Here is a 21,392-nt window from a genome sequence, read left to right as displayed (position 1 = left end):
GAGGCTGGCGACGGACGGCGGCATCCACGCGGCCAGCGCTGCCTGCGGATGCAACATAAGCCACCGACTTGTGCTTAACATTCAATTACTTGGATGTGAGCCCCAGCATGGAGATCGCGACCACTTCGTTCAGTAGCGTTCACGGCCCCGGCTGCAGCTGCCCTGCCTGCTCCGGGCTGGGGACGTCGTCGTCGCGCTACGCGCACACCACGCCCCGGCGACTCTCGCCTGGCGAGGAGCTGAGCGCCGAGGACCACGCGATGGTGCGCGAGCTCGCCACCACCGATCGCAACGTGCGCGCCCATGAGCAAGCCCATCTCGCCGCCGCCGGTGGTTTGGCAATGGGCGGTGCCAGCTTTCAGATGGTGACCGGGCAGGACGGCCAGCGTTATGCGGTGGCCGGCGAAGTACGCATCGATGTCTCCCCCGCCCATTCGCCCGAGGAAACCATCCGCAAGGCGCGCATCATCCAGGCTGCCGCGCTCGCCCCGGTCGATCCTTCCGGCGCGGACCGCGCCATCGCCGCCCAGGCCCGAGCGATGGAACAACAGGCCCAGGCCGAGCTGGCGCAGCAGACCCCCGGGCAACGGCAACTGGGCGCAACTTACCGTGTTGAGGAGGACACGCCATCCTCGGTGTTCCAGGCCGCAGCTTGAATCAATGCAACGGCCACACCGCCAGGATCAGGGGCAAGGCCAGCGAGGTCAGCACGGCGTTCAATCCCATGGCAAGACCGGAAAAGGCGCCAGCAGTTTCGGAGAGCTGCACCGCGCGTGCGGTCCCCAGGCCATGGGCGGCAACACCCAGCGCAAAGCCCTGCACCATCAGGTCGCGTACGCCCAGTAGCCGCATCAGCGGCACCACGATCACGGCACCGAAGATGCCGGTGATGATGACCACGTTGGCCGTCAGCGCCGGCAAGCCACCGAGGTGTTCGGAAATCGCCATTGCGATCGGCGTCGTCACCGACTTGGGGGCGAACGAGATCAGCGAGGCCGGTGAAAGGCCGAACAACTGCCCCAACAGCAGTGCGCTGACAATGCCAGTGAGGCCCCCCACCGCCAATGCAATGCTCAATGGCGCGAGCGAGGCGCGCACGTGGTGCAGGTTCAGGTACAGCGGCACCGCCAGCGCCACCGTGGCCGGGCCCAGCACCCAGTGCAACGGCAGCGCGCCGTGGAAGTAGTCGGCATAGGGCACATGCAACAGCGTCAGCAGCACCGCGAGGCCAGCCACGCTGAGCAACAGCGGATTACACAGAGGGAAGTGCCGGCTCAGCCGGTAGGCTTTGTCGGCCAGCAAGAACACTGCGGCGGTAGCCACCAGCCACAGTGCTGGAAAATCACGCAGCCAAGCCAGCGCCAGCTGCCAGTGTGCGGACAGCTCGTTCATCGTTGCCGCCTCAGCAGCCATTGCAGCGTGAGCGCGGTGACCGCCAGCGTGATCAGCGTGGAGAGCACGATGACCGCCAGCATGGACCAGCCTTCGCTGGCCAGCTGCGGCCCCAGATCCATCACGCCGACCCCGGCCGGCACGAAGAAGAGCGGCATGTAGCGCATCAACCCGGACGACACCTTGGCCACCCGCGGCTCCACGCCGCGGCGCAGCAGCAACCACGCAGTAAGCAGCAACATGGCGAGCACGCTACCCGGAATGGGCAGGCCGGCAGTGCGGACAATCATCTCGCCGGCGAGCAGGAAGGCAAAGAGAACGGTGAGGCCGTAGAGCATCTGGGTTGGGAATCAGATCGACCCTGCAACCTTAGAGGAGTCTTCGCGAAAAGGGCACGGCAATAGTGTCTGATGCGATCATTCACGTGGTCAGCGCGCAGCGGTTACCTGCAGCCGCACCGTGGGGTCGAGTGTAATCGTGAAGCACTGATCCACCCCGCCTTCCCGAACAAAGCAAGCCAGGCGCTCGCCGCCGACATCGCGACGAATTTCCAGCTTGCGAACGGACTGCAGCTGTAGATCGATACGGTCTTCGCCAGCAACGGACCAGCGAAACATGAATTGTCCGTCGAACGGCAGCATCGCACACCGGATCTGCTCATCGGCGGCCACGCGATTGAAGCGCACGCCTTGATGAAACCAATGTTCACCACCCTCTGCCGGGAACAGCGCTACGGTGCCAAGAAAGGCCTCCAGCTCAAACAGCGCCGGCCACGCGTCCATCTCGCTTACCACTGCACCAGCTCGACCTGCCCCAGGCTACGACCGAGGAAGCGCTCGCCGATGGTCTGGAACTTCACCGGCACATCGGTCACGTGGTAGCGATAGTCCGGCCGGGTGCGGCTGGGATTGGCGAGGCCTTGCTGCTGCAACAGTTCGGCAGCCTGGTCGGCGATGGAAATCGCCGAATCGACGAGGCCGATGCGGCTGCCGGCCACGTCGAGCAGCAAGGGCTTGAGCAGCGGGTAGTGGGTGCAGCCGAGCACCAGCGTATCGATACGCTCGACGAATACCGGCTTCAGGTATTCCTGTGCGGTCAGTTTGGTGACCGGATGGTCGAGCCAGCCTTCTTCCACCAGCGGCACGAACAGCGGGCAGGCCTGCGAATAGACGCGGCAATCCGGATTGAGCTGGTGGATGGCGCGGGCGTAGGCGTTGGAATTGATGGTGGTCGGCGTACCGATCACGCCGATGCCGCCGGATTGGGTGTGCGCAACGGCGTTCTTCGCCCCGGCCTCGATCACGTCGAGCACCGGCACGGTGGCGTTTTCGCGCACTTTTTCTGCGGCGACGGCGGCCATGGTGTTGCAGGCGATGATCAGCATCTTCACATCGCGCTGCAGCAGGAAATCGGCGATCTGCTGGGTGTAGTGTTCGATGGTGGCGACCGACTTCACGCCGTAGGGCACGCGCGCGGTGTCGCCAAAATAGGTGATGTGCTCGAACGGCAGTCTGTCCATCAGCGCGCGCACGACCGTGAGGCCGCCTACGCCGGAATCGAAGACACCGATGGCATGATGGGCTTGGGGGGTGGACATGGAACGGCTCCCGAAAGGCGGGATTCTACGCGCTCGGCCCCTGGGCGCGCACGCGGCCGGGCAACAGATTGTTCGCCGCGACCGCGTCAGTCCAGGCCGCAGGTTTCCAGCCAGACGGGCGCCACGCGGATGTCGCGGCGGGCGAATTCGGCACGCAGCTGTTCGGCGAAGCGATGCGCCTGCGGGGTGTCGCCATGCAGGCACAGGCTCTGCGCCGAGACCGGCAGCCAGGCGCCGTGTTCGTCGCGCACGCCGCGCTGCTCGACCAGATCGCAGGCCTGGCCGACGGCCGTGCCCTCATCGTGATGCACCGAGTGCGGCAACGAACGCGGCACCAGCGTGCCGTCGGCACGGTAGGCGCGATCGACAAAGGCTTCCGCCACCGGCTGCAGACCCGCCTCGCGCGCTGCCGCCATCATCGCCGAGCCGGCCAGCCCCATCAGCGCCAAGTCCGGATCGATCTCGCGCACCGTGTCGGCCAGGAGCCGCGCCAGTGCGGGATCACGGGCGGCGTCGTTGTAGAGCGCACCGTGCGGTTTCACGTAGGCGATGCTGATGCCCTCCTCGATGCAGACGGCGTTCAGCGCCCACAGCTGCGAGGTGAGCACTTCGACCAGCAGCATCGGCGACAGATCGAGCGATACCCGACCGAAGTGCTGACGATCCGGATAACTCGGGTGCGCGCCGATCGCCACACCGTGATGCTTGGCCAGCCGCACCGTGTGCCGCATGGTGTCGACGTCACCGGCATGGCCGCCGCACGCCACATTCACCGACGAAATCAGCGGCATCAGTTCGGCGTCGTAGTCGTAGCCTTCGCCGAGGTCGGCATTGAGATCGATCACATGGCCCACGACAACCTCCTTGCGATGCGGTTGATCCAATCCTGCTGGACACCCAGCGCCACCAGTGCGGCCTGTGTCGAGACCTCGGCGAAGCGCAGGGCATCGCCGGGCCGCAATTGCGCCGCGCGCCACAGGTCGGCGGCAATCACCACCAGTGGCTTGGCGTAGCCCCCGGTGGTCTGCGCATCGGCCAGCAGCACGATGGGCTGGCCCGATGGCGGCAGTTGTACCACGCCCGGCAGTACCGCGTGTGACGGCAGCGATGCGGCCTCCACCGCCAGCGCCGGGCCGGCCAGCCGTGCGCCCATGCGGTTGCTGTCCGGGCTCACCGACCAGACCGCGCCGAGCAGCGCCTTCTGCTGCTCGCGCGTGAGCAGCGGCCATTCCGGCCCAGGCAGCACGCGCAGCACTTCGCCACGGTGCGGCGCACGCACGGCCCTGCCGACTGGCGCCGGGACAGGCTCGCCAAGCACCAAGACATCACCCGGCTGCAGCGCACGGCCGTGATGCCCGCCCAGACCGGCCAGCAACCCGGTCGATCGGCTGCCCAGCACCGGTGGCACGGCAATGCCGCCGGCCAGGCACAGGTAGGCACGTGCACCTTCGCTTGCAAAGCCCAGCCGCAATACGCTGCCAGCCCGCGCCTGCACGCTGCACCAGCCGGCAATCGGCATACCATCCAGGCTGGCAGGCACCGCGGCACCGGTCAGCGCGAACAGGCCAGCGCGTTCAAACCGCAGTTGCAGCCCGCCGAGGGTGATTTCCAGCCCGGCAGCGCCCTCCGCATTGCCGACCAGCAGGTTGCCAATCCGCAAGGCCGGTGCGTCGCACGCGCCACCGCCGGGCACGCCGAGCGGCCGGTAGCCGGGCCGGCCGAGGTCCTCCACCGTGGCCTGCGGGCCGGCCTTGAGGATGACAACGCTCATGCCGCCGCCACGAAGCGCACCGTATCGCCCGGCGCCAGCAGGCCCGGCGTCTCGCGATAGGGATCGAACAGCGGTGTATCGGTACGGCCGATCAGTTGCCAGCCTCCTGGCGACGCCAATGGATAGATGCCGGTCTGATTGCCGGCAATACCCACCGCGCCAGCAGGTACCCGCAGCCGCGGCGTTGCCCGGCGAGGCACGCTGATGCGTGCGTCGAGCCCACCGAGATAGGCAAAGCCCGGCAGAAAACCCAGGCAATACACCACGTAATCGGGCTTAGCATGCAGCGCAATCACCTCATCTTCGGTGAGGCCGGTCTGCTCGGCGACCGGGGCGAGATCAGGGCCGTGTTCGCCGCCGTAGCGCACCGGGATTTCGATGGTGCGGCCTTGCTCGAACTCGCTGCCGGCGCTGTGCGTCCAAGCGCCTTCCAGCGCCTTCTCGATCAGCCGCGCCGGAGTGGCAAGCGGATCGTAGTGCCCGGTGAGGTTGCCGACGCCCAGTATCCACTCCACCTCCGGCAGGCGCTGGCGCAAGGCATGCCAAGCCGCCCACAGCCGGCGCTGCGTGGCGAGGCCCTCGCCGGCCGACAGCGTCAGCGCCGTTTCACCAACCGGCTGTATCGTCAGTTGCGCGTCGCTCAAACCGCTTCTCCATGCTGTGCCAGCGCCCAGACCACGTGCTCGCGTACCAGCGCGCTGGCATCATCCTGCCGGGTGCGCAGCGCAGCGATCACTGGCGCCGAGCGTGGGGCGTTGCCAAGCCCGACCGCCAGGTTGCGCAGCCAGCGCTCGTAGCCGATGCGGTAGATGGCGCTGCCGGCCATGCGCTGCTGGAAATCGGACTCGCTCCAGGCAAACAGTTCGACCAGCTCCACGTCGTCGAGGCCATGGCGCACATGGAAATCGCCCTCGCCGGTCTGCGCGGCGAAGCGGTTCCACGGGCAGACCAGCTGGCAGTCGTCGCAACCATAGACACGATTGCCCAGCATGGGCCGGAACTCGACGGGAATACTGCCCTTGAGCTCGATGGTCAGGTAGGAGATGCAGCGGCGCGCATCGACCGTGTACGGCGCAACAATGGCGCGGGTCGGGCACAGCTCGAGGCAACGGGTGCAACGACCGCAATGCTCGTTCTCGGTCGGCGGATCGAGCGGCAACGCCAGGTCGGTGAACAGCTCGCCCAGAAAGAAAAACGAGCCATGATCGCGGTTGATCAACAGCGTGTGCTTGCCGCGCCAACCCAGGCCGGCCCGCTCGGCAAGCTCCACCTCCAGCACCGGCGCCGAATCGACAAACACGCGATGGCCGAACGGCCCGATCCGCTCAGCCAGCCGATCAGCCAGCTGCTGCAACTTGTTGCGCAGTACCTTGTGGTAGTCGCGCCCCAGCGCATAGCGCGACAGATAGGCCTTGGCACCATCGGCCAGCACCGCCTCGCTCTGCGCCGACGAAGGCGGCAAATAGGGCAGGAACACGCTGACGATGGAACGTGTGCCCGGTACCAGCTCAGCCGGGCGGGCGCGTTTGAGGCCATGGCGTGCCATATAATCCATCTCGCCATGGAAGCCCGCCTCCAGCCACGCGGTGAGCCCTGCCTCGGCATGGCTGAGATCGGTGCCGGTAATGGCCGCGCGGGCAAACCCCAGCTCCGTGGCCCAGCGCTTGATCTGCGCCGCCACTTCTACGCCATCCAGGATTCCGAGCTCTTCATGCATACCGTTGATGATACGCGAAAGCTGTTTCTCGCCGACGAAGCGGCCACGCTGGCGCTGGGCGCCGCGCTGGCGCAGGCACTGGCGCCGGGCCTCGTCGTCTTCCTCGAAGGCGACCTCGGCGCGGGCAAAACCACGCTCACGCGCGGGTTGTTGCGCGCGCTTGGCTACACCGGCCGCGTGAAAAGCCCCACCTATACGCTGGTTGAACCTTATGTTGTTTCGAATTTATACTTGTATCACTTTGATTTGTATCGATTTCACGACCCTTCCGAATGGGAAGACGCCGGCTTTCGCGATTACTTCAATCCGGACAGCGTCTGCCTGATCGAATGGGCCGACAAGGCTGCGGCGCTATTGCCCGAGCCCGATTGGCTGATCCGGCTCTCGCCTCACGGCGAAGGCAGGCAAGCTGAAATCGCCGCCCGAACCGAAAACGGAACCCGATGGCTCGCCCGACTCGACCTGCCGAACTGAATACCACCCGCCGCCAGTTGCTGGGCGCAGCCGGCGGCGTGCTGCTGCTGTCGGTGCTGCCGGTCGGCGCCCGGGCTGCCACGCCCTCGGTGGTGGCGGTGCGGATGTGGCCAGCCCAGGCCTACACCCGCATCACCATCGAATCGGATGCGCCACTCAGCTTCAAGCAGTTCCTGCTGAAGAATCCGGATCGGCTGGTGGTGGACCTGGAAGGCGTGGAGCTCAGTGGCGAACTGCAGAGCCTGGCTGGCAAGGTCAGCGCGGACGACCCCTACATCCAGCAGATGCGCGCCGGCCGTTTCAAGCCCGGCATGGTACGGCTGGTGATCGATCTCAAGACCGAGATCAAGCCGCAGGTGTTCACCCTGCCGCCGGTGGCCGATTACCAGCACCGGCTGGTGATCGACGCCTACCCGGCCGTGCAGACCGATCCGCTGCTCGCCTTTCTCGACGACCAGCACACCCCAGTCCCGCCGCAGGCCGACCAGAACAAGCCGGAAGCGGCAAAGGTGGAACCGTCCAAGCCGGATCAGCCGTTGCGCCATGAGGATCTCAAGGTCGATCGCCTCGTCACCGTGGTGCTCGATCCGGGTCACGGCGGTGAGGACCCTGGCGCCGTCGGCCCGAACGGCAACCACGAAAAGACGGTGGTGTTGCAGATCGCCAAACGGCTGAAGAGCATGCTGGAGACCGAGCCCAACATGCGGGTCGTGCTGACCCGCGATGGCGACTACTTCGTGCCGCTGGGCACGCGGGTGAAGAAGGCGCGTGCAGCCAAGGCCGACCTCTTTGTCTCCATCCACGCCGATGCCTTTACCCGGCCGGACGCCAACGGCTCGTCGGTGTTCGCGCTATCCGAGCGCGGCGCCACCTCGACTGCGGCCCGCTGGCTGGCGCAGACGCAGAACGACGCCGATCTGATCGGCGGCGTGAAGCTGGACGTGAAGGATGCGCATCTGGCGCGCACGCTGATGGATCTCACCCAGACTGCCACCATCAACGACAGCCTCAAGCTCGGCAAGCACATGCTGGGCGAGCTCGGCTCGATCAACCGGCTGCACAAGGCCAAAGTGGAACAGGCCGGCTTTGCGGTGCTGAAGGCGCCGGATATTCCTTCGGTGCTGGTGGAGACCGCCTTCATCTCCAACCCGGATGAGGAACGCCGGCTGGTGTCGGACGACTATCAGCAGAAGATGGCGCTGGCGCTCTTTACCGGCATCAAGCGCTACTTCGCCGCTAACCCGCCGCTGGCGCGCACCAAGGTCGCCAGCCGATGAAAAAGCCCCGCGTTGCGGGGCTTTTTTGTCAGGTGCTGGATCAGGCGCGGGTATCGAGTACGCTACCGCTCTGATAGGGGTAGACCTGCTCGCCATTGGGACGATTGATGTTGACCGACAGATCAAGGTTGCTGTCCTGCTGCACGGTCACCGTTGCGCTGTCGTCCTGCTGCGCCGCAGCCACGGCCATGTAGATATCGACCTGGTTCTGCTGTTGCTGGCCGACATACAGCGCTTCAACCACATCCTTCTGATCCTGCGACAGGGAAGCATCTTCCGGGCGGGCTGCCACCTCGGGCTGGCGCTCGACGGTGGGAAGCTGGGCGGGACGGTTCGGCACGACGGGGGTCGACGGCAGCTGCGAGACGTTCATGGCGGTTCTCCTCGATACGTTTCAGATTCTAGCGCCGTCATCCGACAATGCGAGGTAAATTATTGTTCCAAATCAGCCACATAATCACCATTCATCGGATCGTCGCCGGCAGGCTGCCGTTTTGCTGGCGCGGGGGCCGCGCGGCGCGCTGATATACTCGCCCTTTGCGCTGTTCTCGTTGCTGCCATGCCCCGCATCCAGGTTTTGCCCGATACCCTCGTCAACCAGATCGCCGCCGGCGAAGTGGTAGAACGTCCGGCCAATGCGCTGAAGGAGTTGCTGGAAAACAGCCTGGATGCTGGTGCGCAGAACCTGAATATCGAGCTCCTGGCCGGTGGTACCAAGCTGATCAAGGTGGTCGACGACGGCGGCGGTATCGAGCGCGAAGACCTTGCGCTGGCGCTGCATCGCCACGCCACCAGCAAGATCCGCAGCTTCGATGACCTCTCCCGCGTCGCCACGCTGGGCTTTCGCGGCGAGGGGCTCGCCTCCATCGCCTCGGTCTCACGGCTGGTGCTCACCAGCCGTTTCGACGGCAGCGGCCATGCCTGGCGTGTCGAGGCCGACCACGGCGGCCTCTCCGAGCCGGAACCGGCCGCCCTCGCCGTCGGCACCACCATCGAGGTGCACGAGCTCTATTACCAGACCCCGGCGCGCCGCAAGTTCCTGAAGTCCGATGCCACCGAGTTCGCCCATTGCGAGGATGCGGTCAAGCGGCTGGCGCTGGCACATCCGGACAAGCAATTCACGCTGCTGCACAACGGCCGTGCCCAGCTGCGCCTTACGCGCGGCGATCTGGCATGCCGCGCGGGCGAGCTATTGGGTGAGGAATTCGTGCAATCTGGCGTGGTGGTCGACGAGCGCATCGGCCCCTTGCGGCTGTGGGGTATCGCCGGTTCACCGACGCTCTCCAAAGGCAGTCGCGATGCGCAGTATTTCTTCGTGAATGGTCGCTTTGTGCGCGACAAGGTGATCCAGCACGCGCTGCGCGAGGCCTATCGCGACGTGCTGCATCACGACCGCCATGCGGCCTACGCGCTGTTCCTGGAGCTCGATCCGGAAGGTGTCGACGTCAACGTGCACCCGACCAAGATCGAGGTGCGCTTTCGCGAGAGCCAGGCCATCTATCGCTTCGTGCTCTCCGCGCTGACCAAGGCGCTATCCGCCACACGCGCCGGCAGCACACCCGGTCAGGTCGATCCGGACACCGGCGAGATCACCTTCCAGCCCACCGGCTTCGCGGCCTCGCCCGCGCAGGCGATGAAACCACAGGACTACGTGACCGCTGCCTACCGCCAGCAGGCGATGCCTCTGCCCGTGGTGCAGGAACCACTGGCCGTCTATGACCGGCTGTTCGGCGATCTCAAGCGCGATCCGATGGCAGCGAACACTGCGGTGCTCGAGCGCGTCGTTGCGGCTGCGCCGGTACCGCTGCCTACCACCGACGACGAGGGCATTCCGCCACTGGGCTTCGCGGTGGCGCAGATCCATGGCGTGTACGTGCTTGCGCAATCGCGCGACGGGCTGATTGTGGTCGACATGCATGCCGCGCACGAGCGGGTGGTCTACGAAAAGCTCAAGACCGCGCTGGATCTTGATCGCATGCCGACGCAGCCGCTGCTGATCCCGCATGTGTTCCCAGCGGAAAGGCTCGATGTCGCCACGGTAGAGGACAACCAGGACGTACTGGCGCAACTGGGCTTCGATCTCTCGCCCACTTCACCCACCCAGCTCGCGATCCGCTCGGTACCCATGCTGCTGAAGGACGCGGACGCCATCGAACTCGCCCGCGCCGTGCTGAAGGACATTCGCGAGGTCGGTGCGAGCCAGGTGCTGGCCGGCCGGCAGAACGAGCTGCTTGCCACCATGGCCTGTCATGGCGCCGTGCGTGCCAACCGCAGCCTGACCATTCCGGAGATGAACGCACTGCTGCGCGAGATGGAAGCCACCGAGCGCAGCGGCCAGTGCAACCACGGCCGCCCCACCTGGTTCCGCCTGACGATGAAGGAGCTCGACGGGCTCTTCATGCGAGGACAGTGATGGACAGCGCTGTACTGGTCAAACTGTTCGCGGGGCCGGCAGTCATCGCCCTTGCCAGCCTGGTTGGCAGGCGCTGGGGACCAGGTGTTGCCGGTCTCCTGGGTGGCATGCCGCTGATTTCCGGTTGCGTGATCGCCGCGCTGTGGTTGCAATACGGGCAGGACTACGCCACGCAGGTGGCGGGCGCATCGCCGGTCGGCCTGTGGGGGAATCTGGTTTACATGCTGGTGGTCGGTTATGCAGCGATATGGCTGGACGGCAGGCGCTGGAGCTGGTTGGGCATCCTGCTGTGCGGTTGGGCCAGCTATGCGGCCGTTGCGTTGCTGGTCGTGTACGCCGGCATAGCGCGCAGCCTGTTCTGGGGGCTGGCGGTACTACCGTCATTGCTGCTGTCGGCGCGCTATCTGCTGCCGTCCCCCAAAGCCGCACCGCGCGTGGTCCCGCTGCCCCGCATCGAACTATTCGCGCGCATGATGGCCGCCTTGCTGCTGGTCTCGGTGCTGACCGGGCTGACGCAACTGCTCGGCCCGAGCCTGACCGGCCTGCTTGCGCCCAGCCCCGTGGTCGCCACCGTGCTGCCCGCCTTCACCATGGCCAACGCCGGCGGCGACGCGGTACTGCTGCAGATGCGCGGATTCCTGATCGGGCTGGTCGGCATGGGCACGAGCCTGCTCAGCCTTGCGCCCTTGGCCAGCTATCTGGATGCCTGGGCCGCGCCCATCGCCATCGTGATTGCTGTTTTCAGCGCCTTTGGCGCCAACTGGCTGATGCAGCGGGTTGCCCGATGAGCCCCGCCCTCTTCCTGATGGGCCCGACCGCCTCGGGCAAGACCGCCTGCGCCATGGCGCTGGTCGAGGCCGGGCTGCCGGTGGAGCTGATCTCGGTCGATTCCGCCTTGGTGTTCCGCGGCATGGATATCGGCACCGCCAAGCCCACAGTAGCTGAGCTCGAGCGAGCGCCGCACCAGTTGATCGACATCATCAGCCCGGAGGCGGCCTATTCGGCGGCGCAGTTCCGCGACGACGCGCTGCGGCTGATGGCGGACATCACCGCGCGCGGCCGGCTGCCGGTGCTGGTCGGCGGCACAATGCTCTACTTCAACACGCTGCAGCACGGCATCCACGATCTGCCGCAGGCCGATCCGGCGCTGCGCGCCCAGCTGCATGCCGATGCCGAGCGACTCGGTTGGCCAGCGCTGCATGCGCGTCTGGCCACGCTCGATCCGGCAACTGCAGCGCGATTGTCACCCAACGATCAGCAGCGGATCGAGCGCGCGCTGGAGATCTGCCTCACTGCCGGTCGGCCGATGTCCGAGCTGCTGGCACAACCAGCGTCGCAGCCACTGCCCTATGCGCTGACCAAGCTTGCGCTGCTGCCGAACGACCGCGCGGTGCTGCACCAGCGCATCGCGCAGCGCTTCGACACCATGTTGGCGCAGGGCCTCGTCGAGGAGGTCGCCGGTTTGCGCAGTCGCTATGCGCTGTCGCTCGATCTGCCGTCGATGCGCTGCGTCGGCTACCGCCAGGCCTGGGAATACCTCGATGGCGAGATCGATCTCGCCACGCTGCGCGACAAGGGCATCGCGGCAACGCGCCAGCTCGCCAAGCGCCAGCTCACCTGGCTGCGCGGCATGGACGATGTGGAAGCCCTCGATTGCCTGCAGCCCGATCTCGTCACGGCTGTGCTGGCGCGGACACGGCAGCTGCTGGTCGCTGCGGGATGAAGGCCGGGTCGTGCAGCAAGTCGCGTACGCCGTTGATCAAAAACTGCACGCCGATGCAGATCAGCAAGAAGCCCATCACCCGTGATACGGCGTTGATGCCGTTTTCCCCCAACAGCGCGTACAGCCGCTTGGCCGCGCGCAGGCTGAGCCACGATAGCCACATCACGGTGACGATGCCAACGATCACCACCAGATAGCCCAGCCACAGCGGCAGGTCGGTGTTGTTGTGCATCGACGACGACAGCGACACCACCACGGCGATCGAGCCCGGCCCCGCGATCGAGGGCATCGCCAGCGGCGTGAACGAGATGTCGCGCTTGGATTCGGCCTCGCGCTGGGCGGCGTCGGGCAAGGTGCCCGATTCGTTGGGGAACAGCATGGTGAAGCCGATGTAGGCGACGATCAACCCGCCAGCGATGCGCAAACCGGGGATGGAAATCGCGAAGAAATCCATGATCAGCGCGCCAACCAGCAGGAAGGTGATCAGGATGCCGGCCGCGTAATAGCAGGCACGGGTGAGCTGGCGCTCGCGCTCCTCGGGCGAGAGGTTGACCACCATGCTGGGCAGCACGGTGGCGGTGTAGAGCGGGTTGACGATGGGCAGCAGCGCCGTGATGGTGGCGAGGAAGGTAGCGATCAGTTCCTGCAGCATGCGGCCTCCGTGGCGCCGGGTTTGCCACAGCATGGACCAGATCGCCCGCCGCTGCCCATAGGGCAGATCCTAACGCTGCGCGCTGTTGGCAACGTCGCAAACCCGAAGGACCAGCCCGTAAAACGATCAATCACTGCGTTGTGCTCCTTGCCAATCCCTTGGGTTGTTCACGGCGTCGCATGCCTTGTGCTTGGCCGTTTTACGGGCAGGCGTGAGCGTGAAAAAACGTGAACAGGTTCTTATCCGCGATTGAACGGCGGCAGCCGCTTCTCCACCGGCACCCAACCCCAGTGCGGATAATCGGGCAGGCCATCGCGGAACGGCGGTGGTGCCTCGCCCTGGATCAGCGGCAGGAAGTACTCACGCCCGGCCGGCGACAAGTGCAGGCCGTCGCTGGTGAGGAACTCCAGCGGCAACGGCTTTTCGCGGTTGGCCACGTCAGCCAGCGGCGCCGCCTCGATCCGCCAGCGATACGGTTCGCTGTCCTCGCGCACGATGACCGGCATCACGCTCTTCAAGCCGGAAATCGCATAGCTCACCGCCGCTTCACCGACTGCCACCGCCTGCGCCAGGTCGGTGGCGCTGGCAATGTGGCGCGCCGCGCGCTGCAAGTAGTCGGCCACGGCCCAGTGGCATTTGTGACCGAGGCTCTCCTTCACCAGATTGGCGAGGATGGGCGCCACGCCGCCGAGCTGCGCATGGCCAAAGGCATCGACACTGCCCGCCTCGGACAGGAACACGCCGTGCGCATCGCGGATGCCTTCGGCGGCCACCACCACGCAGTAGCCGACGCGATCGATGGCAGCTTCGACCGCCTTGAGGAAGCGCCCGGCTTCGAACGGCACCTCTGGGGTCAGGATGACGTGTGGCGCAGCATGCGGCACATCGGCGGCCAGCCCCGCGGATGCCGCGATCCAGCCGGTATGGCGGCCCATCACCTCCAGGATGAACACGCGGGTGGAGCTTGCCGCCATCGACGCGGTATCGAGCCCTGCCTCGCGCACCGAGGTGGCAACGTACTTGGCCACCGAGCCGAATCCGGGGGCGTTGTCGGTCAGCGGCAGATCGTTGTCGATGGTCTTGGGCACATGTACCGCGGTGAGGTCGATGCCGTGGTATTGCGCGAACTCGGCCACCTTGAGGCAGGTGTCGGCCGAATCGCCGCCCCCGTTGTAGAACAGGTAGCCGATATCCCAGGCCTGGAACAGCTCGAACAGGCGCTTCAGCTCCGCGCCGTGCTTGAGCTTGTGCCGGCACGAGCCGAAGGCACCGCCCGGCGTGTGCTTGAGCCGGGCCAACAGCGCATCCGGCAACTGCACGGTGTCGACCAGCACCTCGTCGAGTGCACCGAGGATGCCGTTCTGCGCGGCGTAGACCGTGCCGATGGCTTCGGGATGACGCCGCGCTGCGGCGATCACCCCCCAGGCGGACGCATTGATCACCGGGGTGACGCCGCCGGACTGGGCATACAACGCGTTCTTGGGCATGGAAGCGTCCTACGATGAAGGGGATGCGACCAGTTTTGCGCAGCGCAGCATCGGCGGCATCGGGAATTTCGCCTAGGGACAAGTCGCGATGCCCGCGTTTGCAGCGCAGCCTGCCGGCAATGGCGTTGCACCGCACCACCAAGGTGCAGCGAAGCTATCGGCCTGGCCGTGTAAGAACCCAAGCCCTTGATTCGGCGCGCAATGTGAAAACTGGCACGCGCCTTGCGAGACGAGTGCTGCACATTCCCCGAGAGGAGCGCGCCATGCACCAGATCGACCCGCCGACCACCGGCTGCTACGACGAAATGCTCGCCCCCGACCGCAGCGTGCGCGAGCACTACCTTCCCTTCCTGCAATGGCTCAACAGCCAGAGCATGGACAAGCTCGCCCACAAGCGCCGCGAAGCCGAGCTGCTGTTCCACCGGGTGGGCATCACCTTTGCCGTGTACGGCGACGACACCGGTGCGGAACGGCTGATTCCGTTCGATACCATCCCGCGCATCATTCCCGCCGCCGAATGGCAGAAGCTGGAAGCGGGCCTGCGCCAGCGCGTGGCCGCGCTCAATGCCTTCCTTCATGACATTTACCACGAGGGCCGCATCCTCAAGGCCGGCATCGTGCCGGCCGAGCAGGTCTACGTGAACGACCAGTACCAGGTGGCGATGCGCGAGCTCGCGCTGCCACACCGGGTATACGCACACATCGCCGGCGTGGATGTGATCCGTCATGCCGACGGCGAGTACTACGTGCTGGAGGACAACCTGCGCGTGCCCTCCGGCGTGTCCTACATGCTGGAGAACCGCAAGATGATGATGCGGCTCTTCCCCGAGCTCTTCGCCCGGCACGCCGTGGCACCGGTCGAGCACTACCCGCGCCTGCTTGCCGATACGTTGCGGCGGTCCAGCCAGGTGGACAACCCGACCGTGGTGGTGATGACGCCGGGCCATTTCAACAGCGCCTACTTCGAGCACGCCTTCCTCGCCCAGCAGATGGGCGTGGAGCTGGTGGAAGGCCGCGATCTCTATGTCGATGCCGATTGCGTCTACATGCGCACCACCGCCGGCCCGCGCCGGGTGGACGTGATCTACCGCCGCATCGACGATGCCTTCCTCGATCCGCTCACCTTCCGCAGCGATTCGATGCTGGGCGTGCCCGGCCTTGTCGCCGCCTACCGCGCCGGCAACGTGGTGCTCGCCAATGCCATCGGCACCGGCGTGGCTGACGACAAGTCGATCTACCCCTATGTGCCGGAGATGGTGCGCTTCTATCTCGCCGAGGAGCCGATCCTCAAGAACGTGCCGACCTGGCAATGCCGCAAACCAGATGAGCTCTCCTACGTGCTGGCCCACCTGCCGACGCTGGTAGTGAAGGAAGTCCACGGTGCCGGCGGCTACGGCATGCTGATCGGCCCCAAGGCCACTAGCGCCGAGATCGAGGAATTCCGCCGGCGGCTGATCGCCAACCCCAGCAACTACATCGCCCAGCCGACGCTGGCGCTGTCCACCTGCCCCACCTTTGTTGAGGAAGGCATCGCGCCGCGCCACATCGACCTACGCCCCTTCGTGCTGTCGGGCAAGGACGTGCACATCGTACCCGGCGGCCTGGCGCGGGTGGCGCTCAAGCGCGGCTCGCTGGTGGTCAACTCGTCGCAAGGCGGCGGAACCAAGGATGCCTGGGTGCTGGAAGCCTGAGCCCACGGAACGGAGCAACCCATCATGATGCTGAGCCGCACCGCCGATCACCTGTACTGGATGAGCCGCTATCTGGAGCGTGCCGAGAACCTGGCGCGCCTGTTGGACGTGAGCTTCAGCCTGTCGCTGCTGCCGCGCTCCAAGGGCGCGCGCGCCGAGATGCAGGCACCGCTGGTGATCACCGAGACGCTGGACGCCTACAACGCGCGCTACCAAGAGCTGACCGCCGACCGCCTGCTGCACTTCATGGCGCTCGACCGTGGCAACCCCGCGTCCATCGTCGCCTGCCTGCGCCGCGCCCGCGAGAACGCGCACGCAGTGCGGGGCAAGATCACCGGCGAGCTGTGGGAACACATCAATGCCACCTGGCTGGAAGCCAAGGATTTCGAGAGCCAGGGCATCGCCAACGCCGGCGAATTCTTCGACTGGGTGAAACAGCGCTCGCACCTGTTCCGTGGCGTGGCCTACGGCACCGTGCTGCGTGGCGATGCCTACAGCTTCATCCGCCTGGGTACCTTCATCGAGCGCGCCGACAACACTGCACGGCTGCTGGACGTGAAGGCCAGCCTGATGGAGCACGAGGACGGCGGCGAGGACGACTACGCGTGGAACGCGCTATTGCGGGCACTGTCGGCCTATGAGGCCTACCTGGAGCTCTATCGCGAGGGCCGCGCCATGCGCGAGGTGGTCGAGCTCACCGTGCTGTCGCCGCGACTGCCGCGCTCATTACGCGCCTGCATGGAAGCGATCTGCAAGATCCTGACCCAGATCGAGGGCGACCACAGCCGGGTGGCGCAGCGCCAGGCCAATGCACTGCTGAACCTGCTGAAATTCGCCACCGTCGACGAGATCCTTGGCGACGGGCTGCATGACTACCTCGGCATGCGGCTGATCGAGATCAACGCGCTGGGCGACGCCATCTACCGGGCGTACCTGAAGGCGGCCTGACCATGTTGCTCGACATCCACCACGAAACCGTCTACCGCTACGCCGCGCCGCTGGCACACAGCGCGCAGGTGCTGCGGCTGACACCACGCCAGGACAGCAGCCAGGTGGTGCTGGGCTGGGCGCTGCAGCTGCCTGGCCGCGCCAGCCAGGGCCACGATGCCTACGGCAACACCCAGCACCTGTTGACGCTCGACGGCGTGCCACACGAACTGCGCATCGTCGCTGCCGGCCGCGTCGAGACCTTTCCGGCCCGGCCGCACGTCGATGCGCTACCGCACGACCTGTTCCGCCGCAGCACCGCGCTGACCCGCGCCGACGATGAGATCGCCGCCTTCGCCGAGCGCTACCGCCAGCTGGTCGCCGTGCATGGCCGTCATGGCCTGCTGGACCTGATGGCCGACCTGCTCGATCGCATGCCCTACACCCCGGGCGAGACCGACAGCGAAACCACGGCCGCCGCCGCCTTCCAGCTAGGCCGTGGCGTGTGCCAGGACCACAGCCACGTGTTCCTTGCCGCCAGCCGCGAGCTTGGCCTGCCGGCGCGCTATGTCAGCGGCTACCTCTATACCGATCACGACGAGCACGTGGCCAGCCACGCCTGGACCGAGGTCTGGTGCGGCGACGGCTGGTACGGCTTCGATGCCAGCAACGGCTGCGTGCCGGACGAGCGTTACGTGCGGCTCGCCATCGGCCTCGACTATCTGGAGGCCAGCCCCGTGCGCGGCGTGCGCCGCGGCGGCGGCGAGGAGACGCTGGTGTCGCGCGCATTGGTCACCCAGGCGCAACAGCAGCAGCAATGAGCCCCCATTCATCGCGCGATCAGGGCGGGTGCCGCCGGCAGCGCCCCACCGCGGTCATACAATGACCGCATCCCCCACGACCCCTTCTCCTGATACCCCGATGACCTATTGCGTTGCCATGGCCCTGAAGGAAGGGCTGCTGTTCGCTTCCGACTCGCGCACCAATGCCGGCGTCGACCATATCGCCACCTTCCGCAAGATGCATGTATTCGAATCGCCGGGCGACCGGCTGATCGTGCTGCTGTCGGCCGGCAACCTCGCCACCACGCAATCGGTGATCAGCCTGCTGCGGGCACGCACGCTGCACGACGGCCTGCACCTGATGAACCTCGGCTCGCTGTACGACGCCGCCGCTCTCGTCGGTGATACGGTGAAGGAAGTGGTCAGCCGCGACAGCAACTACGCCAATTCGAACCAGGGCATCGATTTTGGCGGCAGCTTCATCGTCGGCGGCCAGATCGCAGGCGAGGATGCGCGGCTGTTCAATGTCTATCCGCAAGGCAACTTCATCGAGGCGAGCGAGGACACGCCGTATTTCCAGATCGGCGAAGCCAAGTATGGCAAGCCCATCATCGACCGGGTGGTCGAGTACGACACACCATTGAAGGAAGCGGTGAAGTGCACGCTGATCTCGTTCGATTCGACCATCCGCTCCAATCTCTCCTGCGGCTTGCCGATCGACCTGCTCACCTACCGCCGAGACAGCCACACCCCTAGCCTCAGCTACCGCGTAACCGAGCAGGACAGCTACTTCGCCGGCATCCGCGAAGCCTGGAGCACCGGTCTGCGCCAGGCCTTTGCCACGCTGCCGGACGCGGACTGGTTCGACAGCGCCTGCTAGTCGATCAGCGCATCACCGGTTGGTACAGCCAGCCAAGCAAGGCGCCCGGCTCGCCGCGGATCACCTGGCGCAGCTCGATCCGTACATCCTCGCTGCGCAGGCCCTGCTCGGCCAGCAGCGACAAGGTGAAATCAAAGGACGCGCGCAGCGGTTCGGTGCTGCGCCGGTCGGTCAGACAGGCACCAAGGCTGGTGCCGCAACGGCAATCACGCCGCGCCTGCATGGTCAGCATGCTGCCGCCGTTCACGGCTTCGACCACGCCACCGGTGGTGTCGTGCAGGTAGTCGTCGAAGCTGGCGTAGCACTGGCCGCACTGCGGACAGTGCGCGGGAAAGGCCAGCAGTTGCACCTGCGGCTCCAGCTCGCCGCGCCGTCTTTTGATCGCCTTCCTTGTCGCCATGTCCATGCCCCCACCCGCCATGACAGCAGTATAGTGGTTGCAAGGATGAAACTTACAAGTCGATGTGCTCGCTCATCGCCTGGGCGAGCACGTCGCGCGCCTCGATCCGGCCGAAGATATGGTCAGCTCCTTCAATCGCCAGCCAGCGCGCGCCACTGATTTGTTCTGCGTAGCGGCGGCCCACGGCCAGCGGTACGGCAGCATCATCGCTACCTTGTACCACCAGCGTGGGAACGCGGATGCGCGACAATGGCGTCCAGGCGTCGAGCGTGTGCGCCTCCTGCTGCAGCGGCAGACCGATCGGCAGCGCCAGTAGATCGTACCGGCCGTCGGGCCTGGGCTGACCGGCCGCACAGTTGCGCAGCAGCACCTCGGCAAAGTTGCCAGCGGGCGCCAGCAGGCTGAGCGTGGCAAGGTCGTCGCGCTCCGCGGCAGCGAAGCTCGCGGCCAGCCCCCCCATGCTGAAGCCGGCCAGATGCAGCCGTGCATCGGCGTGGCGGGCGCGCAGGAAATCGAGCAAGGCATGGGTCTGGCGAGCCTGGTCGGCCACGGTGATGGCATCGAACGTGCCACCGCTTTCGCCACAACCACGGAAATCGAAGCGGTAGACCATGGCACCGCGCGCAGTGAGGCGGCGAGCAAGGTCGACAAAGAAATAGGCCAGCTCCATCCGGTGTCCGGTGAAGCCGTGCTGCAGCAGCACGATGTCCTGGGTGGGGCCGACCGGCATATCCTGGCTACCGACCAGTGTCACCCCATCGTCGTCGTACATCACCGTCTGCATCGCCATGCCGTTTCTCGCCGGAAAATGCCGACGATAACGGGCGGGGCGGCGGCTTGCCAGCGCCATGTGGCATCAAGGCAAGCCGGGCCATCGCTACAGCGTGCGCAGCACCTCGTGCGACGAGCGGTGCAGCACGCGCAAGGCCTCGTTGGTCTGGCGTGACGACACCGGGTGCACCACCACCGCCCAGCGCCCGGCGCGGATCGCCTTGCGCACCGGCGCCACCACGGCCAAATGGTCGGGCCTTGCGGTGACCAGCCCGCCCGCCAGCAGGCCAAAGATCGCCCCCAACGCCGCCAGCACCGCGGCAGAGGCGATCGGGCTGCTGAGGATGGCACGCTCGCCAACGGCGAAGAAACCGGCATACACCACCAGCCCCACCGTCACGCCCAGCACGGCCATCGTCAGGTGGGCACGAATGGCGGTTCGCACGATGCCGTGGCTTTCGGGTTCGATCTTACGACCGAACTGCTCGTCGCCCGGCCCGACCAGCTCCACCTGCTCAGGCTGGGCGCCAGTGGCTACGCGCACCGCTTCCGCCGCGGCCTCGGCGCCGGATTGGGAATCGAACACCGCTGCCACCTTGGTACGCGCATGCTCGCCGGAAATCATTTCGCTCAACATGACGGCACTCCCGGGATCGTCCATGCCTGCATTGTCGTGCGCAGGCGGCGCCCGCGCTGTCAGCCAGCGCAGGCGAATGGTGTAGGACGCAACCGGCAGCAGCTATTCGACCAGCCGGTAGCCGACGCCGGTCTCGGTGACGATGTAGCGCGGATTGGCCGGGTTGTGCTCGAGCTTCTGCCGCAGATGGCCCATGTAGACCCGCAGGTACTGGCTGCTCTCGGCATGCGACGGCCCCCACACCTCGCGCAGCAGCTCGCGGTGCGTCAGCACCTTGCCGGCGTGGCGGATCAGCGTGGCAAGCAGCCGGTATTCGATCGGCGTCAGGTGCACCGGCTCGCCGGCACGGGTAACCAGCCGCGCCGCGAGATCGATGGCCACATCGCCAAAGGCATAGCGCTGTGCTGGGCCGGCCGCGCTGCCGGCGTGGCGGCGCAGCAGCGCGCGGATGCGCGCGAGGCACTCGGCGGTGCCGAAGGGCTTGACCAGGTAATCGTCGGCACCGGCATCGAGCGCAGCCACTTTCTCGGTTTCCTGCGTACGCGCCGACAGCACCAGCACCGGCAGCGTGGCCCAGGCGCGCAGCCGGCGGATCAGCTCCACCCCGTCGAAATCGGGCAGGCCAAGGTCGACAATCACCAGATCGGGCTTGCGGTTGCCGACGGCAGTCAGCCCGGCGCCGGCGGTCTCGGCCTCGTGCACCACGAAGCCCTCGGCTTCCAGTGTCACCCGCAGGAAACGGCGGATCGGCTGGTCATCCTCGATCACGACGATATGGACCGGATGTTCGTTCATGAAGGT

At 66.2% G+C, this 21,392-nt stretch carries 25 protein-coding genes; 10 read left to right on the top strand and 15 right to left on the bottom strand.

The window, feature by feature from the left end:
- Positions 1 to 107 precede the first annotated feature (107 nt).
- Complete coding sequence (locus FLM21_RS05730; protein WP_148714644.1) at positions 108 to 656, top strand: putative metalloprotease CJM1_0395 family protein; 549 nt, start codon at positions 108 to 110, stop codon at positions 654 to 656.
- Between the two features lies 1 nt (position 657).
- Here FLM21_RS05730 and FLM21_RS05725 read toward each other — a convergent pair whose 3' ends face one another.
- The 8 genes from FLM21_RS05725 to queG form a co-directional block, all read right to left on the bottom strand.
- Positions 658 to 1,392, bottom strand: a complete 735-nt coding sequence (locus FLM21_RS05725; RefSeq protein WP_148714643.1) for an LrgB family protein — start codon at positions 1,390 to 1,392, stop codon at positions 658 to 660.
- Positions 1,389 to 1,730: a CidA/LrgA family protein gene (locus FLM21_RS05720; protein WP_148714642.1), complete on the bottom strand. Its 342-nt coding sequence runs from the start codon at positions 1,728 to 1,730 to the stop codon at positions 1,389 to 1,391. The genes FLM21_RS05725 and FLM21_RS05720 overlap by 4 nt, the downstream gene beginning before the upstream one ends.
- A gap of 90 nt (positions 1,731 to 1,820) precedes the next feature.
- Entirely contained in the window at positions 1,821 to 2,174 is a 354-nt protein-coding gene (locus tag FLM21_RS05715) for a hypothetical protein (protein ID WP_148714641.1), read from the bottom strand.
- Positions 2,175 to 2,179: 5 nt separating this feature from the next.
- The gene (gene murI, locus FLM21_RS05710; protein ID WP_148714640.1) at positions 2,180 to 2,989 is read right to left on the bottom strand and encodes a glutamate racemase; all 810 of its coding nucleotides are present in this window, start codon (positions 2,987 to 2,989) and stop codon (positions 2,180 to 2,182) included.
- Between the two features lie 86 nt (positions 2,990 to 3,075).
- Positions 3,076 to 3,843: a 5-oxoprolinase subunit PxpA gene (gene pxpA / locus FLM21_RS05705; protein WP_222846782.1), complete on the bottom strand. Its 768-nt coding sequence runs from the start codon at positions 3,841 to 3,843 to the stop codon at positions 3,076 to 3,078.
- Positions 3,831 to 4,760 (bottom strand): 5-oxoprolinase subunit C family protein, encoded by a 930-nt coding sequence (locus FLM21_RS21090; RefSeq protein WP_222846781.1) that lies wholly within the window; start codon positions 4,758 to 4,760, stop codon positions 3,831 to 3,833. Before FLM21_RS21090 ends, pxpA begins: the two co-directional genes overlap by 13 nt.
- Positions 4,757 to 5,404, bottom strand: coding sequence for a 5-oxoprolinase subunit PxpB (gene pxpB, locus FLM21_RS05700; protein ID WP_148714638.1), 648 nt, complete (start codon positions 5,402 to 5,404; stop codon positions 4,757 to 4,759). The genes FLM21_RS21090 and pxpB overlap by 4 nt, the downstream gene beginning before the upstream one ends.
- Positions 5,401 to 6,477 (bottom strand): tRNA epoxyqueuosine(34) reductase QueG, encoded by a 1,077-nt coding sequence (queG, locus tag FLM21_RS05695; RefSeq protein ID WP_148714637.1) that lies wholly within the window; start codon positions 6,475 to 6,477, stop codon positions 5,401 to 5,403. The genes pxpB and queG overlap by 4 nt, the downstream gene beginning before the upstream one ends.
- Between queG and tsaE the strand changes: the two genes are divergently transcribed.
- Both tsaE and FLM21_RS05685 read left to right on the top strand, forming a co-directional pair.
- Positions 6,472 to 6,951: a tRNA (adenosine(37)-N6)-threonylcarbamoyltransferase complex ATPase subunit type 1 TsaE gene (tsaE, locus tag FLM21_RS05690; protein WP_148714636.1), complete on the top strand. Its 480-nt coding sequence runs from the start codon at positions 6,472 to 6,474 to the stop codon at positions 6,949 to 6,951. The genes queG and tsaE overlap by 6 nt on opposite strands.
- Complete coding sequence (locus FLM21_RS05685) at positions 6,921 to 8,228, top strand: N-acetylmuramoyl-L-alanine amidase (RefSeq protein WP_148714635.1); 1,308 nt, start codon at positions 6,921 to 6,923, stop codon at positions 8,226 to 8,228. Before tsaE ends, FLM21_RS05685 begins: the two co-directional genes overlap by 31 nt.
- A gap of 40 nt (positions 8,229 to 8,268) precedes the next feature.
- Here FLM21_RS05685 and FLM21_RS05680 read toward each other — a convergent pair whose 3' ends face one another.
- The gene (locus tag FLM21_RS05680; RefSeq protein ID WP_148714634.1) at positions 8,269 to 8,601 is read right to left on the bottom strand and encodes a hypothetical protein; all 333 of its coding nucleotides are present in this window, start codon (positions 8,599 to 8,601) and stop codon (positions 8,269 to 8,271) included.
- A 186-nt stretch (positions 8,602 to 8,787) separates the two neighbouring features.
- Between FLM21_RS05680 and mutL the strand changes: the two genes are divergently transcribed.
- Genes mutL through miaA form a run of 3 tightly spaced genes read left to right on the top strand, consistent with a single transcriptional unit; the run spans position 8,788 to position 12,364 of the window.
- Positions 8,788 to 10,641 (top strand): DNA mismatch repair endonuclease MutL, encoded by a 1,854-nt coding sequence (gene mutL, locus FLM21_RS05675; protein WP_148714633.1) that lies wholly within the window; start codon positions 8,788 to 8,790, stop codon positions 10,639 to 10,641.
- On the top strand, positions 10,641 to 11,429 hold the full coding sequence (locus FLM21_RS05670) for a hypothetical protein (protein WP_148714632.1): 789 nt from the start codon (positions 10,641 to 10,643) through the stop codon (positions 11,427 to 11,429). Before mutL ends, FLM21_RS05670 begins: the two co-directional genes overlap by 1 nt.
- Positions 11,426 to 12,364, top strand: coding sequence for a tRNA (adenosine(37)-N6)-dimethylallyltransferase MiaA (gene miaA / locus FLM21_RS05665; protein ID WP_148714631.1), 939 nt, complete (start codon positions 11,426 to 11,428; stop codon positions 12,362 to 12,364). Before FLM21_RS05670 ends, miaA begins: the two co-directional genes overlap by 4 nt.
- On the opposite strand, the gene FLM21_RS05660 is transcribed toward miaA, so the two are convergent.
- On the bottom strand, positions 12,315 to 13,016 hold the full coding sequence (locus tag FLM21_RS05660; protein WP_187360103.1) for a MarC family NAAT transporter: 702 nt from the start codon (positions 13,014 to 13,016) through the stop codon (positions 12,315 to 12,317). The two genes, miaA and FLM21_RS05660, sit on opposite strands and share 50 nt — an antisense overlap.
- 239 nt (positions 13,017 to 13,255) lie before the next feature.
- Positions 13,256 to 14,503 carry a 6-phosphofructokinase gene (locus FLM21_RS05655; protein WP_148714629.1) on the bottom strand — a complete coding sequence of 416 codons (1,248 nt, stop codon included), beginning with the start codon at positions 14,501 to 14,503 and terminating at the stop codon, positions 13,256 to 13,258.
- 263 nt (positions 14,504 to 14,766) lie between these two features.
- On the opposite strand from FLM21_RS05655, the gene FLM21_RS05650 reads away from it, so the two are divergent.
- From FLM21_RS05650 to FLM21_RS05635, 4 genes are all read left to right on the top strand, one after another.
- Complete coding sequence (locus FLM21_RS05650) at positions 14,767 to 16,194, top strand: circularly permuted type 2 ATP-grasp protein (RefSeq protein ID WP_148714628.1); 1,428 nt, start codon at positions 14,767 to 14,769, stop codon at positions 16,192 to 16,194.
- A 24-nt stretch (positions 16,195 to 16,218) separates the two neighbouring features.
- Positions 16,219 to 17,142: an alpha-E domain-containing protein gene (locus tag FLM21_RS05645; RefSeq protein ID WP_222846780.1), complete on the top strand. Its 924-nt coding sequence runs from the start codon at positions 16,219 to 16,221 to the stop codon at positions 17,140 to 17,142.
- 2 nt (positions 17,143 to 17,144) lie between these two features.
- A complete protein-coding gene (locus FLM21_RS05640; RefSeq protein ID WP_148714627.1) occupies positions 17,145 to 17,942 on the top strand; it encodes a transglutaminase family protein in 798 nt (265 codons plus the stop codon).
- A gap of 100 nt (positions 17,943 to 18,042) precedes the next feature.
- Complete coding sequence (locus FLM21_RS05635) at positions 18,043 to 18,783, top strand: proteasome-type protease (protein WP_148714626.1); 741 nt, start codon at positions 18,043 to 18,045, stop codon at positions 18,781 to 18,783.
- A 4-nt stretch (positions 18,784 to 18,787) separates the two neighbouring features.
- Here the strand turns inward: FLM21_RS05635 and FLM21_RS05630 are convergent, their stop codons facing one another.
- From FLM21_RS05630 to FLM21_RS05615, 4 genes are all read right to left on the bottom strand, one after another.
- Positions 18,788 to 19,183 carry a hypothetical protein gene (locus FLM21_RS05630; protein ID WP_148714625.1) on the bottom strand — a complete coding sequence of 132 codons (396 nt, stop codon included), beginning with the start codon at positions 19,181 to 19,183 and terminating at the stop codon, positions 18,788 to 18,790.
- A gap of 52 nt (positions 19,184 to 19,235) precedes the next feature.
- Positions 19,236 to 20,033 (bottom strand): alpha/beta hydrolase, encoded by a 798-nt coding sequence (locus tag FLM21_RS05625; RefSeq protein WP_148714624.1) that lies wholly within the window; start codon positions 20,031 to 20,033, stop codon positions 19,236 to 19,238.
- Positions 20,034 to 20,060: 27 nt separating this feature from the next.
- On the bottom strand, positions 20,061 to 20,591 hold the full coding sequence (locus FLM21_RS05620; RefSeq protein WP_148714623.1) for a riboflavin biosynthesis protein RibA: 531 nt from the start codon (positions 20,589 to 20,591) through the stop codon (positions 20,061 to 20,063).
- A 102-nt stretch (positions 20,592 to 20,693) separates the two neighbouring features.
- Entirely contained in the window at positions 20,694 to 21,386 is a 693-nt protein-coding gene (locus FLM21_RS05615; RefSeq protein ID WP_148714622.1) for a response regulator, read from the bottom strand.
- Positions 21,387 to 21,392 lie beyond the last annotated feature (6 nt).

It is taken from the genome of Chitinolyticbacter meiyuanensis (assembly GCF_008033135.1).
GTDB classification, from domain to species: Bacteria; Pseudomonadota; Gammaproteobacteria; order Burkholderiales; family Chitinibacteraceae; genus Chitinolyticbacter; species Chitinolyticbacter meiyuanensis.
The sequence above is the reverse complement of the archived record's forward strand: the minus strand, read 5'-3'. Positions and strand labels throughout refer to the sequence as shown.

Coding starts and splice junctions, on each gene's coding strand:
- FLM21_RS05730 (WP_148714644.1), top strand. CDS start 108: ATGGAGATCGCGACCACTTCGTTCAGTAGCGTTCACGGCCCCGGCTGC.
- FLM21_RS05725 (WP_148714643.1), bottom strand. CDS start 1,392: ATGAACGAGCTGTCCGCACACTGGCAGCTGGCGCTGGCTTGGCTGCGT.
- FLM21_RS05720 (WP_148714642.1), bottom strand. CDS start 1,730: ATGCTCTACGGCCTCACCGTTCTCTTTGCCTTCCTGCTCGCCGGCGAG.
- FLM21_RS05715 (WP_148714641.1), bottom strand. CDS start 2,174: ATGGACGCGTGGCCGGCGCTGTTTGAGCTGGAGGCCTTTCTTGGCACC.
- murI (WP_148714640.1), bottom strand. CDS start 2,989: ATGTCCACCCCCCAAGCCCATCATGCCATCGGTGTCTTCGATTCCGGC.
- FLM21_RS21090 (WP_222846781.1), bottom strand. CDS start 4,760: ATGAGCGTTGTCATCCTCAAGGCCGGCCCGCAGGCCACGGTGGAGGAC.
- tsaE (WP_148714636.1), top strand. CDS start 6,472: ATGCATACCGTTGATGATACGCGAAAGCTGTTTCTCGCCGACGAAGCG.
- queG (WP_148714637.1), bottom strand. CDS start 6,477: ATGCATGAAGAGCTCGGAATCCTGGATGGCGTAGAAGTGGCGGCGCAG.
- FLM21_RS05685 (WP_148714635.1), top strand. CDS start 6,921: ATGGCTCGCCCGACTCGACCTGCCGAACTGAATACCACCCGCCGCCAG.
- FLM21_RS05680 (WP_148714634.1), bottom strand. CDS start 8,601: ATGAACGTCTCGCAGCTGCCGTCGACCCCCGTCGTGCCGAACCGTCCC.
- mutL (WP_148714633.1), top strand. CDS start 8,788: ATGCCCCGCATCCAGGTTTTGCCCGATACCCTCGTCAACCAGATCGCC.
- FLM21_RS05670 (WP_148714632.1), top strand. CDS start 10,641: ATGGACAGCGCTGTACTGGTCAAACTGTTCGCGGGGCCGGCAGTCATC.
- miaA (WP_148714631.1), top strand. CDS start 11,426: ATGAGCCCCGCCCTCTTCCTGATGGGCCCGACCGCCTCGGGCAAGACC.
- FLM21_RS05660 (WP_187360103.1), bottom strand. CDS start 13,016: ATGCTGCAGGAACTGATCGCTACCTTCCTCGCCACCATCACGGCGCTG.
- FLM21_RS05655 (WP_148714629.1), bottom strand. CDS start 14,503: ATGCCCAAGAACGCGTTGTATGCCCAGTCCGGCGGCGTCACCCCGGTG.
- FLM21_RS05650 (WP_148714628.1), top strand. CDS start 14,767: ATGCACCAGATCGACCCGCCGACCACCGGCTGCTACGACGAAATGCTC.
- FLM21_RS05645 (WP_222846780.1), top strand. CDS start 16,219: ATGATGCTGAGCCGCACCGCCGATCACCTGTACTGGATGAGCCGCTAT.
- FLM21_RS05640 (WP_148714627.1), top strand. CDS start 17,145: ATGTTGCTCGACATCCACCACGAAACCGTCTACCGCTACGCCGCGCCG.
- FLM21_RS05635 (WP_148714626.1), top strand. CDS start 18,043: ATGACCTATTGCGTTGCCATGGCCCTGAAGGAAGGGCTGCTGTTCGCT.
- FLM21_RS05630 (WP_148714625.1), bottom strand. CDS start 19,183: ATGGCGACAAGGAAGGCGATCAAAAGACGGCGCGGCGAGCTGGAGCCG.
- FLM21_RS05625 (WP_148714624.1), bottom strand. CDS start 20,033: ATGGCGCTGGCAAGCCGCCGCCCCGCCCGTTATCGTCGGCATTTTCCG.
- FLM21_RS05620 (WP_148714623.1), bottom strand. CDS start 20,591: ATGTTGAGCGAAATGATTTCCGGCGAGCATGCGCGTACCAAGGTGGCA.
- FLM21_RS05615 (WP_148714622.1), bottom strand. CDS start 21,386: ATGAACGAACATCCGGTCCATATCGTCGTGATCGAGGATGACCAGCCG.